We start from the raw sequence: 15,691 nt of genomic DNA on the forward strand, positions 1-15,691 counted from the left end.
GCACGCTTATGACGCGGCGATCTCCGCCGGTTGCGGTGCTCTCCGCTGCAGATTGAGCAGATTGCCGAGCAGGATCAGCAGGGCGCCACCGGCGGTGAAGGCGTCGATCTGCTCGTGATAGAGCAGCCATCCGATCACCGCCGACAACGGCACGCGCAAAAAGTCCATTGGCGAGATGACCGTCGCATCGGCATAGACAAGTGCGCGTGCCATGCAGAAATGCGACGACATGCCGGTGAAGGCGATCAGCAGGATCCACGGCCAGAGCTCGAGCGGCGGGTTGCGCCATTCGTAAAGCGCCGGGACCAGGCCAAGCAGCGACTGGATGATCAGCATCCAGAAGATGATGCGCACGACGCTGTCCGTCCGCGTCAGCGACTTGACGAGGACCACCGAGATGCCGAAGCAGACCGCGGCTCCCAGCACGATAACATGCCCCGGATTGACCGCGCCGACGCCCGGACGCACGATGATCACAACGCCGATCAGCCCGAGCACGATCGCCGCGAGCCGTGGCCGGGAGAGCCTTTCGCCGAGGAAAGCGACCGCCAGCAAAGCGGTCCAGATCGGCGTCGTGAATTCGATCGAGATCAGCACGGCAAGCGGGATCAGCGTCAGGGCGTAGAGCCAGGCAGCCTGGCCGGTATAGTGGACGACGTTGCGGGCGATATGGGCCAGCGGACGCCCGGTGCGCATCGCCGCAAACCCGCCTGACATCATGACCAGCGGCAGCAGAATGAAAAAGCCGATCACCGAGCGCAGCTCGAGCACCTGGAAGACGTTGAGTTCGGCCGTCGTGGCGCGGCCAGCCACCGACATCGCCAGGAACGAGGCGATCGACAGCGCCATCCAGAACGCGGCCTTGGGGATCGAGGGTGCGGGTGCCATGCGGCTATGTCGCAAGCCGGAGCGCTCATCGCAACCGCTAGCCGACGCATTCGGCTGGGCCAGCCGTGAAGCGTTGCATGCAGTGATGTTGAAGCCGGAACCCGCCGCTGTGGGAAGCGTTGGTCTTTCAGTGTTTGCGTGCTGTGTTTTGGATACCAACGAGGAGCGGTCCGATGAAATCACTTGCACGATTTGTACTTGCCGGCTGCCTGACCGCCGGGGCTGGCGCAGCGCATGCCGACGATCCGGATTTTCTTCGCTCGTTCCAGGGGAATTTCGCCGGCAAAGGCATCGTCAAGGTCACCACCGATGCGCCGACGGTGAATGTCTCCTGTCATTTCAATTCCGACGCGACGTCGAGCTCATTGTCGCTCGACGGCAGTTGCCGCGGTCTTATCGTGGTAACGCGCGCCATCAGCGCGGATCTCAAGTCCAGCGGGACGAAATACAGCGGCACCTATGTCGGATCGCGCACCGGGCCGGCGCAATTGAGCGGCAGCCGCTCCGGCAACGCGATCAATCTCGGCATCCGTTGGGCCAAGGAGGTCAATGGCGATCGCACGGCGCAAATGACGGTCGAGAAGAACGGCGAGGACGGCATGCGGCTGACCGTCGTCGATACCGATCCGAAAACCGGCAAGAGTGTGGTGACCACCCGGATCGATCTGCGGCGCACCTGACTATCACTCCTCGACCGGTTCGGGCGGATGGGCGTCGCGGCCCTTGCCGAAGGTATAGCCGGTCTCCACCGCCCTGCGGCCGAACTTGCCGCGCAGCGTGTCGATGGCGCCTTCGGCCATGGCGCGCTTGCGTGACTGGACGTCGACCAGATCGGGCGGGTCCGCCCGGTCATCGTCGGAGAGATCGCTGACGCCAATGCCGAGCAGCCGGTATTTCGTGCCATCCGCTTCCTTGCGCAGCAGCTCGAGCGCGGTCTGAAAGATGCGGTCGGCCAGCCGGGTCGGATCGCCGAGCTGGCGATTGCGCGTGCGGATTTTGAAATCCTGGGTCTTCAGCTTGAGGACGACGGTGCGTCCGGCAATGCCGGATTTCTTCAGCCGGGCCGAGACGTTTTCCGACAGCGCCCTCAGCACCGAAACCAATTCGTCGACGGAGGCGATGTCGGTGTCGAAAGTGGTTTCCGCCGAGACGCTTTTCGCGTCCTGGTCGGGAACGACGCGACGGTCGTCCTCGCCGCGCGAAAGCCGGTAGAGCCGGTCGCCCATCACGCCGTAGCGGCGCATCAGGTCGCCGCGTTCCATGCGCTGCAGCTGGCCGATGGTGCGGATGCCGTCGCGCTCGAGCGTGGCGGCAAAGGCCTTGCCGACCCCCCAGATCAGCGTCACCGGCTGCTCAGCCAGGAAGCCGGTCGCCTCCGCCTCGCCGATCACCGAAAAGCCGCGCGGCTTGCGGAAGTCCGACGCCACCTTGGCCAGGAACTTGCAGTAGGAAAGGCCCGCCGAAACGGTGATGCCGATCTCCTTTTCCACGCTGAGTGCGAAGCGCGCCAGCACCACCGCAGGCGGCAGGCCATGCAGGCGCTCGGTGCCGGCGAGGTCGAGAAAGGCCTCGTCGATCGAGAGCGGCTCGACCAGCGGCGTCAGCGCCTGCATCATGGCGCGCACCTCGCGGCCGACGCGGACGTATTTTTCCATGTCCGGCGGGAGGACCACCGCTTCCGGGCAGGCTTCGAGCGCCTTGAACATCGGCATTGCCGAGCGCACGCCATGGATGCGGGCGATGTAGCAGGCGGTGGATACGACGCCACGCTTGCCGCCGCCGATGATCAATGGCCGGTCCTTCAACGCCGGGTTGTCGCGCTTTTCGACCGCCGCGTAGAATGCGTCGCAATCGATATGGGCAAGGCGCAGCCGGTAGAGCTCCGGATGGCGGGCGAGCCGTGGACTGCCGCAGCGCTCGCAACGGCGTGCCTCGCTGCGCTGAAAACTCAGGCAGTCGCGGCAAAAACCGTGTTCGGGATTGTTGACAGGGGCCGCCATCGCTGCGAACATAAAGAGAACAAATGCAATGGTACGTCAGGACGGACGCCACGACAAGGCGGTGGGCCGGGAGAGAGCTCATGAATACGACCATAGCGCCGCTAGTGCCCGAGCTTTGGGCGGATTTCGAAGATCTTTTCGGCAAGCAAGGCGCCTGCTACGGCTGCTGGTGCACCCATTTCCGGCTGTCGCCGGCAGCGCGCCGCGCGAGCAACCGCGAGCGCAACAAGGACCATATCAAGGCGCGGATCGAGGCCGGGCCACCACCCGGTCTGCTGGCCTTCGAGGGTGGTCAGGCGGTCGGCTGGATGCAGATCGGCCCGCGCGCCGACGTGCCCGAGTGGAACAATAAGGGCAGGGGGTCGGCTCCCCTCGACCCAGCCGATGCGACCGATCCGGGTGTCTGGGCGATCTCCTGTTTCTTCATCCGGGCCAAGGCGCGGGGTAGGGGCGTGTCGCACCGTCTGGTCGCGGGCGGCATCGAGTTCGCACGGGAAAATGGCGCGCGGCTGATCGAGGCCTGCCCGATCGACCTGTCTAAGGATTCGCGCTCGATCGGGCTGTTCGTCGGCTCGTCGCGGGTCTTCGAAAAAGCCGGCTTCCAGCGGCTGGTCGAACGCAAGCCAGGCCGGCCGCTGGTGCGGCTGGTGCTGTAACAGCCGCAGCAGCACACAGGCCTTCTCTTGCGGCTGTGATGGTATTTGCCTACCAGTGATAGAAACGGCTTGAGGGCCGCGATTAAGTGAGGATCGACATGAAGCGCGTTTTGCCAATTGTTTTACTTCTTGCCTGCAGCGCACCGGCCTTCGGCCAAGCGGTCGACAAGCAAGGCGCGAAGCAGCTTTCCGACGATCTGGCGCACTACATCGGCAAGAAGCTGTTCGATATCGGGTTCGTGAAAATTTCAGTCGACGGCGATGCCTACAAGCTCGCTTTCGACTTCAAGCCAGTCACGGATTTGATGGCAAAGCAGCAAGCCTTCAAGTTCGACGTCACGCCTTACTTCATCTTGGTCAAGCCACGCAAAGATGGACACTGGGACGTTTCGGCGGACGTGTCCCCGAAGGGGTCTATCGATTTCGTTGGCCCTGAGGGGGCGCAGCACATCGACTTCTCCGTGTCGGACAACAAGTTCACCGGAGTTTATGACCCCGACCTGGCCGCTTTCGCGAGCGCAACCGGTTCGATGGCTGGCATGACGATGACCACCCGAGAGCCCAAGCAGCAGGCGGATGTCACGGTCGGTCCTGGCACTGCCGTAATAGTCTCGACCAAATCCGCAAATGGCGGCATCGATTTCACGGTGACGGAAAAAATAACGAACTTCGCCGAAACGATCAAAGTCAACGATCCCAAAAGTGGGTTGAGTTTTCCGGCTGCTGTAAAAGCGCCTGAACTTTCCGTGGATGCGACCGGCAAGGGTTTGCGGACAAAGCCGCTGCTCGACCTGCTTGCTTTCATCGTGGCAACTGACGATGCAGCCAAATTCAAGGCGGATGAGACGGAGTTCAAATCGCTTCTGACGGCAGCACTGCCATTGTGGGAGCGGATCGACGGCACCTACGGCTTCAAGGACTTTGTGGTGGAGAGTCCGGTCGGCAAGTTCGGTGCGACGCAACTGAATACCGCCATCGGCATGGACGGCATCGCCAAGGACGGCAAGATCAACTACGCGTTCAAGGTTTCCGGCCTGACAATACCGCAGCAGGTGCTGCCCAGCTGGAGCGTTGCGTTGCTGCCGACGGATATCGACCTCAACTTCGGCGGCGCCAACATCGATCTGGACAGCATGGCGAAGAAAACCATCCAAACCCTTGATTTCAGCAAGGATCCACCGCTGCCGGCAGATTTCGGCAACCAGATCTCCGCCGATTTCCTGGCCAAGACGCCAAAGGCCATTCTCGGACACAGCACGATCAAGAACGGCAACATCGAGATTGCGATGGAAGGCGAGATGACCTTCCCGGGCAAGAAGCCGCGTGCGGATGTGACAATCGACATCACCGGCTACGATAAGGTCGTGGAGACCTTGCAGACGGCGGCGAAGACGGACCCGCAGGCCGCGCAGTATTTCACCGGCGCGCTGGCGATCAAAGGGTTTGGCAAGACGCTGCCGGACGGCCGGCTTGAATGGGTGATCAACACCAAGGCCGACGGTTCAGTGATGGTCAACGGCGCCATGCTGAAGCCGGCCGACCCCATTGGGACGGACGACAGTGGGGAAGAGGCAACGCCATAAAGTATCAGCACTGGCCCGTCGTCGGCGGCAAGTTCTTCGATCTATCCGCTGTCTCGGGATCGCCGCTTATATCGAATGCTCATGATTGTCGTCGCCGAGCGGGAGCGCCCGCAATGCCTTGCCGACTGCGGCGGGTGGCGTTCCGGTCTCCTCGGAAAAACGCATCAGCGTCGGCTCGTGGGCGAGGATGAACTGCAGCACGCCGGCCAGGAATCCCGGCTCGCCGGCGGCCCGGCGGATGGAATGGGCTTCGATGCCGGTGATCGCCAGGAAACGGGGCAGAAGTTCCGGATCGGCGGCGACGAAGCCCAACGCCTTTACGGCAATCGTTTCCGCTTCCTCGCGCATTGACGCTGGGTTTGCCATCGCTACCTTCCTTCGTGGGCGGAATCGTTCTGTTTTCGCAGTAGTGGCAAGTGTTGCCGGCAGCAAGCTCGCCGACCTGGAATCCGAACGCTTTTCGGGCGGCCGGTTTCCGTTTCGTCAATCATATTGCCGTATAGTGGGAACAGGTTTGGTGCGTGCCGACAAGGAGCGCATGACGGCACCCTTCGAGTGGAAGGCCAGCCGGGACGGGAAATCGATGCCAAAGAAGGTTATGATCGTCGAGGACAACGAGCTCAACATGAAGCTCTTTCGCGACCTGATCGAAGCGAGCGGCTACGAGACGGTGCGTACACGCAACGGCCTGGAAGCGCTGGATCTGGCGCGGCAGCACAGGCCGGACCTCATCCTGATGGACATTCAGCTGCCTGAAGTGTCGGGCCTTGAGGTCACCAAATGGCTGAAGGAGGACGACGATCTCCACGTCATCCCGGTCATCGCCGTCACCGCCTTCGCGATGAAGGGCGACGAGGAGCGCATCCGCCAGGGCGGCTGTGAGGCCTATATCTCCAAGCCGATCTCGGTGCCGCGTTTCATCGAGACCATCAAATCCTACCTGGGCGATGCCTGATGCGCCTTTCCAGCCGAGCCGGAGCTTTGTGAAATGACCGCGCGGATCCTCGTCGTCGACGACATCCCAGCAAATGTCAGGCTGCTGGAGGTTCGGCTGCTCGCCGAATATTTCGAGGTTCTGACCGCCACCAACGGGCCGGATGCGATCGAGATCTGCGAGAACGGCAAGGTCGACGTCGTGCTGCTCGACGTGATGATGCCCGACATGGACGGGTTCGAGGTCTGCCGGCGGCTGAAGGGCGACCCGGCGACATCGCACATCCCGGTCGTGATGATCACCGCCCTCGACCAGGTTTCGGACCGGGTGCGCGGCCTCGAGGCCGGCGCCGACGATTTTTTGACCAAGCCGGTCAACGATCTGCAGTTGATGACGCGCGTCAAGAGCCTGGTCAGGCTGAAGTCGCTCACCGACGAGCTGCGGCTGCGCGCCTCGACGACACGCAATATCGGCATCGAGGAGCTTTTGAGCCGCAACTTCGCTACCGACGACGCGGTGCCGAAGGTCCTGCTGGTCGACGAACGCAAATCCTCGTTCGAGCGCATCCAGAAGATGCTGCGCGGCAGTGCCGATCTCGACGTCGCCAACGATCCGCATGCCGGCTTCTTCCAGGCCGCCGAGCAGCCGTATGAATGCGTGATGATCTCGACGGCCTTCGCCGATTTCGACCCGCTGAGGCTCTGCTCGCAATTGCGCTCGCTCGATCGCACCCGTTTCCTGCCGATCATCCTTCTGGCGGACGAGGGCGAGGAGGGGCGTATCATCCGCGGCCTCGAACTCGGCATCAACGACTATCTGATGCGGCCGATCGACCAGCAGGAGCTGACGGCGCGGCTGCGTACGCAGGTGCGCCGCAAGCGCTACAACGACCAGCTTCGCGCCAGCGTCACCCAGACCATCGAGATGGCGGTGACCGATGCCCTGACCGGCCTGCACAACCGCCGCTATCTCGACAGCCATTTGCAGACGCTGTTCGACCGCGCCGTGGCACGGCGCCGGCCGCTATCGGTGATGATCACGGATCTGGACCGCTTCAAGAGCATCAACGACGCGCATGGCCATGACGGTGGCGACGACGTGCTGCGCGAATTCGCGCGGCGGCTGCGCAAGAATGTGCGCGGCATCGATCTAGCCTGCCGCTTCGGCGGCGAGGAGTTCGTCGTGGTCATGCCGGACACCGACGGCGCGGTAGCCGAAAAGGTCGCCGAGCGCATTCGCGCCGAAATCGCCCAACTGCCGTTTGCCGTCGGCACCGAAGGCAAGGCCGTCGAAGTCACCGTCAGCGTCGGCGTGTCGTCGGTGCTGAAGGGGCTAGACACGGTCTCCGCGCTGATGAAACGCGCCGACCTCGCGCTCTACGAAGCCAAGAGCGGCGGCCGCAATCGCGTCGTCGCCAAGGCGGCTTAGCACCGAACACCAATTGGCCAGTCAACGCGACAAGGTTACGAATTTACCTTAATCCAAGCGATTTGCGAGGCTTGGTTAAGAAACGGTTGATTTCCATAAGTTGTTGCGCAAATGTGCAGCCCTTAGACGTAACCGGCACGAGGCTAGATCGCCGGTTCGACCCGAAAAATACCCCATGATGCTCAGGTCCGCCGCATCTCCTGGGTCCGTGGGGTCGGCCGGCCGGCGCTGGCACATAGTGGCCTCCTCGTACCGCTGCCAAACGCCGGCCGGCCCCCAATTTTCAAAACACATCAGGATTCTGCGCCAATATCCGGAAAATATTGGCTTTTTTGTCGTGGCAGATAGACCGCCCCTTGATCCGCACGCTGGGGGCGGGTGCGAATGTGCCTGCAGCCGATTGACAGGGCCTGTCTTCTATGCCGAAATTGGTTGGACCATTGAGCCATTTGTGACCCATTGGCATGACCGAATTCGGCCTTTCCCCCATACAGGCAACTGCTCGCGACGACGCGGTGCTCAAGGCGCTGGCCGGCTTTGTGATGCGCGAAGCCCTCGGGCCCGGCCAGAGACTGCCGACCGAACGCATCCTTGCCGAGCGCCTCAAGGTGAGCCGCAACACCGTGCGCGAGGCGCTGACGCGCTGGGAAGGGCTCGGCCTGGTCGAACGCCGGCAAGGCAGCGGCACCTATCTCAAGGGAGTGGTCTCGCTGGACATGCTGCACATGCCGCTGACGCTGGCCGGCGGCAATGATTTCACCAGCCTGATGCAGACGCTGGAAATCCGCCGGGCATTGGAAGCGGAAGCCGCCGCCCTGTGCGCCGTTCGCGCGGGCCAGGCCGAGATCGCCGAGATCGCGCGCAAGCTCGACATTATGGAGCAGGCCTTCCACGCGCGCGCCGGCATGTCGGCGGAGGAGGACTGGGAATTCCACCAGTCGATCTATCGCACGTCCGGCAATCCGCTGTTCGAGCAGATCATCGCCGCCATGCACGAACTGTTCCATCGTTTCTGGGAGCATCCGCTTGGCGTTCGTGATTTCGGCCACGCCAGCTTTCCTTACCACCGTACGATCTACGAACGCATCGCCGCGCACGATCCGGAGGGAGCCCGGGCCGAGGCGCTCAAGCTGATCGCCACCGTCGAGGACGATCTGAAGCGCGGTGCGGCCAAACTCAAACTTTCAGGCGAGAAATGAGCGACCATTCCGCCGATTTCGAAAACGACTATCTCGCCGAGGCGGCGACGCTTCTCGCCCATGACGAGCCTTTCCCCGGCGGTGCGGTGGTACCGCCGATCTACCAGACTTCGCTCTTCACCTTCGCCAATTATGCCGAGATGGCCGACACATTCGCCGGCAGGCGACGCCAGCCGATCTATTCGCGCGGCGACAACCCGACGGTCATGGAGTTCGAGGCGCGTGTCGCCGCTCTCGAAGGGGCGGAGGCCGCGCGCGGCTTTTCCAGTGGCATGGCAGCGATCAGCGCCACGGTGCTTGCTTTCGTCGGTGCCGGCGAGCGCATGGTCGTCGTGCGCAATTGCTACGGCGACGCCTATAGGCTGTTCGAACGGCTGTTGCCGCGGCTCAACATCAAGGTGGACTATGTCGACGGTTCCGATCCGGACGCGGTCGCGGCAGCACTTCCCGGCGCCAAGCTGCTTTACCTGGAAAGCCCGACGTCGATGATGTTCGAGCTTCAGGACATAACCCATCTGGCACGGCTGGCCAAAGAGCAGGGCATCGTCACCACGATCGACAATTCCTGGGCGACCCCGGTGTTCCAGAAGCCGATTTCGCACGGTGTCGACCTGGTGCTGCATTCGGCTTCGAAATATCTCGGCGGCCACAGCGATACCGTCGCCGGTGTGGTGGCCGGTTCGGCGGCCCATATTCGACACATCAACGAGCAGACCTATTCCTACCTCGGCGGCAAACTTTCGCCTTTCGAGGCCTGGCTGTTGCTGCGTGGCCTGCGCACATTGCCGCTGCGGTTGCCGCATCACATGAAGAGCGGGCTGACCATCGCCGAACGGCTGAAGGCGCATGGCAATGTCGAGCGGGTCAACCACCCGGCCTATTCCAACCATCCAGGCAAGGCGACGCTTGCCGGCTATGCCGGGCTGTTCTCATTCGAGGTGACGGAAGACGTTGACATCCCGGCTTTCGTCGATGCGCTGAAACTCTTTCGCATCGGCGTCAGCTGGGGCGGCCATGAGAGCCTGGTCGTTCCGGCAAAGGCCTCGCTCGAGCAGACGCCGGGCCTGAATTCGATGGCGCGCTTCGGCGTCAGCCCCCGAACCATCCGCTTCAGTGTCGGATTGGAGAGTGTCGAAGACCTGTGGGCGGATGTTGCCCAGGCCTTCGACAGAGCAAAAAGATAAAAGGAGCCGTTCAAAATGGGAGTGCTGAACATGAAAAAACTGAGCATCCTTCTTGGTGCCGTCGCGGGTCTTGCGATTTCCGCCGGCAGCGTGCTGGCCGATTCCACGGTCAAGATGGTCGAGGTCATCACCAGTCCGCCGCGTACCGAATTCCTCAAGAAGCAGATCGCCGAGTTCGAGACGGCCAATCCGGGCGTCAAGATCGAGCTGGTATCGCTGCCCTGGGGCCAGGCATTCGAGAAATTCCTCACCATGGTGCAGGCCGGCGACACGCCCGACATCGTCGAGATGCCGGAACGCTGGATGGGTCTCTATGCGACCAACGGCCAGCTCGAGGATCTCGGGCCATACATGTCCAAATGGGACGATGCCAAAACGCTGGGCGAACGTGCCAAGCAGTTCGGCTCGACGGTCGACAACAAGCAGTACATGATCCCTTACGGCTATTACCTGAACGCACTGTTCTGGAACAAGAAGCTGTTCAAAGAGGGCGGCCTGGACGGTCCGCCGGCGACGCTCGATGAATTCGTCGAAGACTCCAAGAAGATCTCGGCGATACCGGGCAAATATGGCTACTGCCTGCGCGGCGGCCCGGGCGCCTTCAACGGCATGCATATGTTCATGAACATCGCCGCGGGCAAGGGCGGCTATTTCAACGAGGACGGCACCTCGACCATCAACGAGGAAGGCTCGGTCAAGGGCCTGCAGATGCTCGCCGACATGTACAAGAACGGCCTGGCGCCGAAAGATGCGGTGAGCTGGGGTTTTAACGAGACCGTCACCGGCTTCTACAGCGGCACCTGCGCCATGCTGAACCAGGATCCCGACGCGCTGCTCGGCATCGCCGACAAGATGAGCGCCGACGACTTCGCCGTGGCGCCGATGCCGGTCGGGCCGAGCGGCAAATCCTATCCGACGCTCGGTTATGCCGGCTGGGCGATGTTCGCCAATTCCCAGCACAAGGACGATGCGTGGAAGCTGATGGCGACGCTGTTGTCGCCCAAGGACAATCTGGAATGGGCAAAGGAAGTCGGCGTCATTCCGATCCACAACGGCGCCGACCAGGACGCTCACTTCAGGACGGAGCAATTCAAAGGCTGGTTCGAGGAACTGAACAACGGCGACAAATACGAGATGGTGACGCCTCCGACGCATCTGGAAAATCTCGGCAATTTCGTCGACCAGGTGGCGATCAAGAATTTTCAGGAAGTGCTGCTTGGTCAGAAGGCGGCCAAGGACGTGGCCGACGAATGGGCCAAGTTCCTGACCAAGGAACAGCAGGATTGGATGGCCAAGAACAAGAAATAGCTTTCCTCCCTTCTCCCCGTTCACGCGGAAAAGGTGTCACGAAGTGACGGATGAGGGGCGGCGCCAACCCGACTTGGCTCGCGCTGCCTCTCATCTGCCTGCCGGCATCTTCTCCCCGTAAACGGGGAAGGCGCTGTCGCCAGCCCATGCTTGTTCCAGGAGACGATCCAGCACCAATGACCTACGCCGTGTCCGAAATACGATCCGCCGGCAGGCCGCGAAAGAAGCGGCTATCCCATGCTGCGATCGAGCCCTGGCTCTATCTCAGCCCGGCGATCGTGCTGCTGGTCGTCGTGCTCTTGGTGCCACTGGTTATCGGTATCGGTTACTCGTTCCGCAAATTCTCCGCTTTCAAATCCGAATATGTCGGGCTTGGGCAGTATCAGGCGATGCTGTCGGATCCCGTGCTCGGGCAGGCGCTCGTCAACACGCTGTGGTGGACGGCAGCCAGCCTGTTCTTCCAATTCTTCCTGGGACTTGGCCTGGCGCTGCTGCTCGACACACCGTTCCGGGGCAGAAAGATCGTACAGGCCGTGGTCTTCCTGCCCTGGGCGGTGCCGTCCTTCCTCTCCGGCCTGACCTGGGCCTGGCTGTTCAATCCGATCATCGGGCCGCTGCCGCATTGGCTCTACGCATTGGGGCTGAAAGCCGAGCCTACCAACGTGCTCTCCGATCCGTCGACCGCCATGTGGGGGCCGATCGTCGCCAATGTCTGGTTCGGCATTCCCTTTTTTGCCATCACGCTTTTGGCGGCGCTGAAGTCGATCCCGTCGGAATTGCATGAGGCGGCGGCGATCGACGGCGCCTCGCCGTGGCAGCGCTTCACCAAGGTGACGCTGCCGTTCCTGGCGCCGACCATCGTCATTACCGTCATGCTGCGCACGATATGGATCGCCACCTTCGCCGACCTGATCTTCGTCATGACCGAAGGCGGGCCTGCCGGTTCGACGGCCACGGTGCCGGTCTATATCTATGTCAGCGCGTTCAAGTCGCTGGACAAGGGCTATGCCTCGGCTGTGGCGGTGCTGCTGCTCGTGCTGCTCATCGTCTATGCGGTTGCGCTGATCGGCATCCGCCGTTCGCTGGTAAGGCACGTCTGATGATTGCCGGACGTTCCGCTTCCTCGCGCGTTGTCGGCGGCATCGGCCTTTACGGCGCCATCGGTGCCTACATGGCCTTCGCGCTGTTCCCGATCTTCTGGACATTGAAGATCTCGGTCACGCCGGAGCGGCTGCTCTATTCCGAAGGCATCACTTTCTGGCCGTCGCAAACGACGCTGCAGAACTTCATCACCGTGCTCGAAGCCACCGATTTTCCGCGCTACTTCCTGAACAGCGTTATCGTTTCGGTGTCGACGGCAGCCTTCGTAACGGTCATTGCCACGCTTGCCGGCTACGCCATGTCGCGATTTTCCTTCCGCGGCAAGGCGACCTTGGCCATCCTGCTTTTGCTCACCCAGACTTTTCCGCTGGTGATGGTCATTCCGCCGATCTACCGCATCATGGGACAGATCGGCCTCATCAACAGCCTGACCGGCCTCGTCGTCATCTACACCGCCTTCAATACGGCCTTTGCGACCTTCCTGATGCAATCTTTCTTCGACGGCATCCCGCGAGACCTGGAAGAGGCGGCGATGATCGACGGCTGCACGCGCCTGCAGGCGATGCGCAAGGTGATCGTGCCGCTGACGCTGCCCGGCATGGGCGCGACGCTCGGTTTCGTCTTTACCGCCGCGTGGAGCGAGTTGCTGTTTGCGCTGATGCTGATTTCCAGCGACGACCAGAAGACTTTCGCGGTCGGCTTGCTCACCTATATCGGCAAATTCGCGGTCGACTGGGGACAGATGATGGCGGCTTCCATCCTGGCGCTGATCCCGGTCTGCGTCTTCTTTGCCTTCCTGCAACGCTACCTCGTCACCGGCCTTACCGCCGGTGCCGTCAAGGGATAGATCGATGGCCTCCGTCACACTCGACAAAGTCCGCAAAGACTATGGAGCCGTGCGCGTCCTGCACGCGGTCGATCTCGAAATTGCCGACGGTGAGTTCGTCGTTCTGGTCGGCCCGTCCGGCTGTGGGAAATCGACCCTGCTACGCATGATCGCCGGGCTGGAGGAAGTCTCCGACGGGGAGATCCATATTGGCGAGCGCCTAGTCAACGACATCGCGCCAAAGGACCGCGACATTGCCATGGTATTCCAGTCCTACGCGCTCTATCCGCACATGGACGTGTCGAAAAACATGGGTTTCAGCCTGATGCTGAGGAAGGCCGGCAAGCCGGCGATCGATGCAAGGGTGGACAGTGCTGCCAAGCGGCTCGGGCTCGATGCGCTTCTGCAGCGCCTGCCGCGGCAATTGTCCGGCGGCCAGCGTCAGCGCGTCGCCATGGGACGGGCCATCGTGCGCGACCCGAAGGTCTTTCTCTTCGACGAGCCGCTTTCGAACCTCGACGCCAAGCTGCGCGTCCACATGCGCGCCGAGATCAAGGCGCTGCACCAGCAACTGAAGACCACTTCGGTCTATGTCACCCACGACCAGACCGAAGCAATGACAATGGCCGACCGCATCGTCGTCATGCATGACGGCCTCGTCCAGCAGGTCGGTGCGCCGCTCGATCTGTACGACCGGCCGGTCAACATGTTCGTCGCCGGGTTCATCGGCTCGCCCGGCATGAATTTTCTGCCTGCCGTGGTTGAAAAGGGCGCCAAGCCGGATGCCATCCTGGCCGACGGCCAGAAGCTGAGGCTGCCGGACGGCCTGCCGCTCAGGGATGGCGATGCGATCACCGTCGGCTTGCGGCCCGAGCATATCCGGCTCGCCAACAATGGCCCGCTGAAAGGCGAGGTGGGTGTCGTGGAGCCGCTCGGCCTGTCGACCCAGTTCTATGCCAGGCTTGCCGGCCAGCAGGTCTGCGTGTTTGCCATGGGCCGGGCCAGCGTGAAGCCGGGTGAGGCCGTGCGCCTGTCGGCTGATCCGGCATCGCTGCATCTGTTCGATCCGGCTAGCGGCGGTCGCATCGGCTAGTCCTGTATTCCCGAAACGAAAAACGCCGCCCGGAGGGCGGCGATTCGGTACTGCGAGAGAAAACCCGATTACTTGATCTTGGTTTCCTTGAATTCGACGTGCTTCTTGGCGACCGGATCGTATTTGCGGAACGACAGCTTGTCCGTCTTGGTGCGGCTGTTCTTGCTGGTCACGTAGAAGAAACCGGTGTCGGCGGTCGACAGAAGCTTGATCTTGATGTTTGCGGCTTTGGCCATGATGTTCGTCCGTTAATGTTCGTGGAGTTTTGGCCGCTGGAGCACGGGGAAACACCCGGACGCGGGAAACTTGCCGCGACACATAAAGAACGCGCCCGGAAAGTCAACCCTTGTCCAGGTTCTGTGTCGTAAGCAGATGAGTTGTCCGGATTAGGTAGCACATGAGTTGTCCGGGTTTATTGCCAGCCGATGGAGGCTGGGGATGAAGCGGACAATTGATGTGCTACCAAAACCCGACAACTTGATTGGCTGCCGACGGCCGCGGGAGGCTCCTGTGTGCCTCCGGCCGTCCTAAGCAGGCTCCGGGTGGCGTCTCAGTTTGAATGCTGGCTATGAGTATCGAGCGATGGACGGCTGATCGATCACCCAAAGCCAGTTCCCGTCACTTTGCCGGCGAGCGATTTCCGCAGTCACGGTGCCATCGGCAAGGCGCGTGGACGTAAGCGCCAAATCCCCGTTGATGATAGTCGGACGCTGATCTCCGAGATCAAACTTTCGTCCCGCTGCCACCAACTTGGCGTAAAATCGGCTGATGGCGTCTCTGCCGCAGGCCAACTGTCCGTTGCCGGTATCGAGGACGGCACCGGGTTCGTAAAGAGCAGCCATTCCTTCCGCGTCTCCCGCTTGCTCGCGAGAAACCAATAGCCGCGCCAGGTCCTGGGGATCGCTTGCCGGTTTGCGGTTTGCTTCATCATTCATTGGCAGGCTTCCTGACAGCCAAATTCAAACCGAGATACGACCAGATTCCGGTCACTCCGCCGCGACGGTTTCCGGCCGCATCGCCTTCTTCCAATCTCCCGTCGTGTTCCACCAGCGGTTCGGGTTGGTGCGATCGTCGAGACCCTTGGAGCGGCTGGCAAGCAGTGGCTGAATGCGGATCACCGGTTCCTGATAGCTGTGAACCTGGTAAATCGCTTCGACGACGCGAGCGGCGAGCTTCTGGTCGTCAGGCAGTTCGAACGACACCTCGACAGTGCCCGGCCGCATGCGTAATTCCGTTTCGGCGCCGGCGGCGGCACCTTCAAGTGGCCGGTAGCGTTCGATGCCGTCCGCCGACTGAAAGGCATTGCTGTCATATTTGCCCATTCTGAGCGGTGCGATCGCGACGACCGCCTCCATAATGCGGTCGACATCGGCTGCCGGTGCCTGAAAGGTCACCAGCAGCAGCAATTCCATCCGCAGCGATTTCGTTTCAAAGCCACTGTCGATCATCCGAGGTCTCCCTGCTTATGCACTTTGAGGGAGCATATACTCG

The 15,691-nt window shown here is 61.8% G+C and carries 17 protein-coding genes; 11 read left to right on the top strand and 6 right to left on the bottom strand.

Features of this window, described 5'->3' with window-relative positions; genetic code table 11:
- Positions 1–6 precede the first annotated feature (6 nt).
- Complete coding sequence (locus NKH23_RS20505) at positions 7–888, bottom strand: DMT family transporter (RefSeq protein ID WP_353025457.1); 882 nt, start codon at positions 886–888, stop codon at positions 7–9.
- A gap of 173 nt (positions 889–1,061) precedes the next feature.
- Between NKH23_RS20505 and NKH23_RS20510 the strand changes: the two genes are divergently transcribed.
- A complete protein-coding gene (locus NKH23_RS20510) occupies positions 1,062–1,568 on the top strand; it encodes a hypothetical protein (protein ID WP_353025456.1) in 507 nt (168 codons plus the stop codon).
- A 3-nt stretch (positions 1,569–1,571) separates the two neighbouring features.
- Here NKH23_RS20510 and NKH23_RS20515 read toward each other — a convergent pair whose 3' ends face one another.
- On the bottom strand, positions 1,572–2,900 hold the full coding sequence (locus NKH23_RS20515; protein ID WP_353025454.1) for a DNA polymerase IV: 1,329 nt from the start codon (positions 2,898–2,900) through the stop codon (positions 1,572–1,574).
- Positions 2,901–2,968: 68 nt separating this feature from the next.
- Here NKH23_RS20515 and NKH23_RS20520 point away from each other — a divergent pair, with 68 nt between their 5' ends.
- A complete protein-coding gene (locus NKH23_RS20520) occupies positions 2,969–3,544 on the top strand; it encodes a GNAT family N-acetyltransferase (RefSeq protein WP_353025452.1) in 576 nt (191 codons plus the stop codon).
- Between the two features lie 98 nt (positions 3,545–3,642).
- Positions 3,643–5,127 (top strand): hypothetical protein, encoded by a 1,485-nt coding sequence (locus tag NKH23_RS20525; RefSeq protein WP_353035273.1) that lies wholly within the window; start codon positions 3,643–3,645, stop codon positions 5,125–5,127.
- Between the two features lie 66 nt (positions 5,128–5,193).
- Here the strand turns inward: NKH23_RS20525 and NKH23_RS20530 are convergent, their stop codons facing one another.
- Positions 5,194–5,493, bottom strand: coding sequence for a DUF3572 domain-containing protein (locus NKH23_RS20530; protein ID WP_352914172.1), 300 nt, complete (start codon positions 5,491–5,493; stop codon positions 5,194–5,196).
- Positions 5,494–5,665: 172 nt separating this feature from the next.
- On the opposite strand from NKH23_RS20530, the gene NKH23_RS20535 reads away from it, so the two are divergent.
- From NKH23_RS20535 to NKH23_RS20570, 8 genes are all read left to right on the top strand, one after another.
- Positions 5,666–6,082, top strand: a complete 417-nt coding sequence (locus NKH23_RS20535) for a response regulator (RefSeq protein WP_348625950.1) — start codon at positions 5,666–5,668, stop codon at positions 6,080–6,082.
- Positions 6,083–6,115: 33 nt separating this feature from the next.
- Positions 6,116–7,489: a PleD family two-component system response regulator gene (locus NKH23_RS20540; protein WP_352720919.1), complete on the top strand. Its 1,374-nt coding sequence runs from the start codon at positions 6,116–6,118 to the stop codon at positions 7,487–7,489.
- A gap of 464 nt (positions 7,490–7,953) precedes the next feature.
- Entirely contained in the window at positions 7,954–8,688 is a 735-nt protein-coding gene (locus NKH23_RS20545) for a FadR/GntR family transcriptional regulator (RefSeq protein WP_352466359.1), read from the top strand.
- Complete coding sequence (locus tag NKH23_RS20550) at positions 8,685–9,872, top strand: PLP-dependent transferase (RefSeq protein WP_352466360.1); 1,188 nt, start codon at positions 8,685–8,687, stop codon at positions 9,870–9,872. Before NKH23_RS20545 ends, NKH23_RS20550 begins: the two co-directional genes overlap by 4 nt.
- 30 nt (positions 9,873–9,902) lie before the next feature.
- Entirely contained in the window at positions 9,903–11,180 is a 1,278-nt protein-coding gene (locus NKH23_RS20555; RefSeq protein WP_352720923.1) for an ABC transporter substrate-binding protein, read from the top strand.
- Positions 11,181–11,356: 176 nt separating this feature from the next.
- Positions 11,357–12,280, top strand: coding sequence for a carbohydrate ABC transporter permease (locus NKH23_RS20560; RefSeq protein WP_352720925.1), 924 nt, complete (start codon positions 11,357–11,359; stop codon positions 12,278–12,280).
- Positions 12,280–13,128 carry a carbohydrate ABC transporter permease gene (locus tag NKH23_RS20565; RefSeq protein WP_352720926.1) on the top strand — a complete coding sequence of 283 codons (849 nt, stop codon included), beginning with the start codon at positions 12,280–12,282 and terminating at the stop codon, positions 13,126–13,128. Before NKH23_RS20560 ends, NKH23_RS20565 begins: the two co-directional genes overlap by 1 nt.
- A 4-nt stretch (positions 13,129–13,132) precedes the next feature.
- Positions 13,133–14,200 carry an ABC transporter ATP-binding protein gene (locus tag NKH23_RS20570; RefSeq protein ID WP_352914176.1) on the top strand — a complete coding sequence of 356 codons (1,068 nt, stop codon included), beginning with the start codon at positions 13,133–13,135 and terminating at the stop codon, positions 14,198–14,200.
- A 68-nt stretch (positions 14,201–14,268) separates the two neighbouring features.
- Here NKH23_RS20570 and rpmG read toward each other — a convergent pair whose 3' ends face one another.
- The 3 genes from rpmG to NKH23_RS20585 all read right to left on the bottom strand — a co-directional run bounded on the left by rpmG (position 14,269) and on the right by NKH23_RS20585 (position 15,648).
- Positions 14,269–14,436 carry a 50S ribosomal protein L33 gene (gene rpmG, locus NKH23_RS20575; protein ID WP_006201775.1) on the bottom strand — a complete coding sequence of 56 codons (168 nt, stop codon included), beginning with the start codon at positions 14,434–14,436 and terminating at the stop codon, positions 14,269–14,271.
- A 330-nt stretch (positions 14,437–14,766) separates the two neighbouring features.
- A complete protein-coding gene (locus NKH23_RS20580; protein WP_352720930.1) occupies positions 14,767–15,135 on the bottom strand; it encodes a YybH family protein in 369 nt (122 codons plus the stop codon).
- 51 nt (positions 15,136–15,186) lie between these two features.
- The gene (locus tag NKH23_RS20585) at positions 15,187–15,648 is read right to left on the bottom strand and encodes a YqfO family protein (RefSeq protein ID WP_352720932.1); all 462 of its coding nucleotides are present in this window, start codon (positions 15,646–15,648) and stop codon (positions 15,187–15,189) included.
- Between the last annotated feature and the right edge of the window lie 43 nt (positions 15,649–15,691).

Origin of the sequence: Mesorhizobium sp. M1328 (assembly GCF_040318075.1) — a bacterium.
In the GTDB taxonomy this organism is placed as follows: domain Bacteria; phylum Pseudomonadota; class Alphaproteobacteria; order Rhizobiales; family Rhizobiaceae; genus Mesorhizobium.

Excerpts from the sequence above, each read along its gene's own strand:
- NKH23_RS20505 (WP_353025457.1), bottom strand. The coding sequence starts at position 888 with ATGGCACCCGCACCCTCGATCCCCAAGGCCGCGTTCTGGATGGCGCTG.
- NKH23_RS20510 (WP_353025456.1), top strand. The coding sequence starts at position 1,062 with ATGAAATCACTTGCACGATTTGTACTTGCCGGCTGCCTGACCGCCGGG.
- NKH23_RS20515 (WP_353025454.1), bottom strand. The coding sequence starts at position 2,900 with ATGTTCGCAGCGATGGCGGCCCCTGTCAACAATCCCGAACACGGTTTT.
- NKH23_RS20520 (WP_353025452.1), top strand. The coding sequence starts at position 2,969 with ATGAATACGACCATAGCGCCGCTAGTGCCCGAGCTTTGGGCGGATTTC.
- NKH23_RS20525 (WP_353035273.1), top strand. The coding sequence starts at position 3,643 with ATGAAGCGCGTTTTGCCAATTGTTTTACTTCTTGCCTGCAGCGCACCG.
- NKH23_RS20530 (WP_352914172.1), bottom strand. The coding sequence starts at position 5,493 with ATGGCAAACCCAGCGTCAATGCGCGAGGAAGCGGAAACGATTGCCGTA.
- NKH23_RS20535 (WP_348625950.1), top strand. The coding sequence starts at position 5,666 with ATGACGGCACCCTTCGAGTGGAAGGCCAGCCGGGACGGGAAATCGATG.
- NKH23_RS20540 (WP_352720919.1), top strand. The coding sequence starts at position 6,116 with ATGACCGCGCGGATCCTCGTCGTCGACGACATCCCAGCAAATGTCAGG.
- NKH23_RS20545 (WP_352466359.1), top strand. The coding sequence starts at position 7,954 with ATGACCGAATTCGGCCTTTCCCCCATACAGGCAACTGCTCGCGACGAC.
- NKH23_RS20550 (WP_352466360.1), top strand. The coding sequence starts at position 8,685 with ATGAGCGACCATTCCGCCGATTTCGAAAACGACTATCTCGCCGAGGCG.
- NKH23_RS20555 (WP_352720923.1), top strand. The coding sequence starts at position 9,903 with ATGAAAAAACTGAGCATCCTTCTTGGTGCCGTCGCGGGTCTTGCGATT.
- NKH23_RS20560 (WP_352720925.1), top strand. The coding sequence starts at position 11,357 with ATGACCTACGCCGTGTCCGAAATACGATCCGCCGGCAGGCCGCGAAAG.
- NKH23_RS20565 (WP_352720926.1), top strand. The coding sequence starts at position 12,280 with ATGATTGCCGGACGTTCCGCTTCCTCGCGCGTTGTCGGCGGCATCGGC.
- NKH23_RS20570 (WP_352914176.1), top strand. The coding sequence starts at position 13,133 with ATGGCCTCCGTCACACTCGACAAAGTCCGCAAAGACTATGGAGCCGTG.
- rpmG (WP_006201775.1), bottom strand. The coding sequence starts at position 14,436 with ATGGCCAAAGCCGCAAACATCAAGATCAAGCTTCTGTCGACCGCCGAC.
- NKH23_RS20580 (WP_352720930.1), bottom strand. The coding sequence starts at position 15,135 with ATGAATGATGAAGCAAACCGCAAACCGGCAAGCGATCCCCAGGACCTG.
- NKH23_RS20585 (WP_352720932.1), bottom strand. The coding sequence starts at position 15,648 with ATGATCGACAGTGGCTTTGAAACGAAATCGCTGCGGATGGAATTGCTG.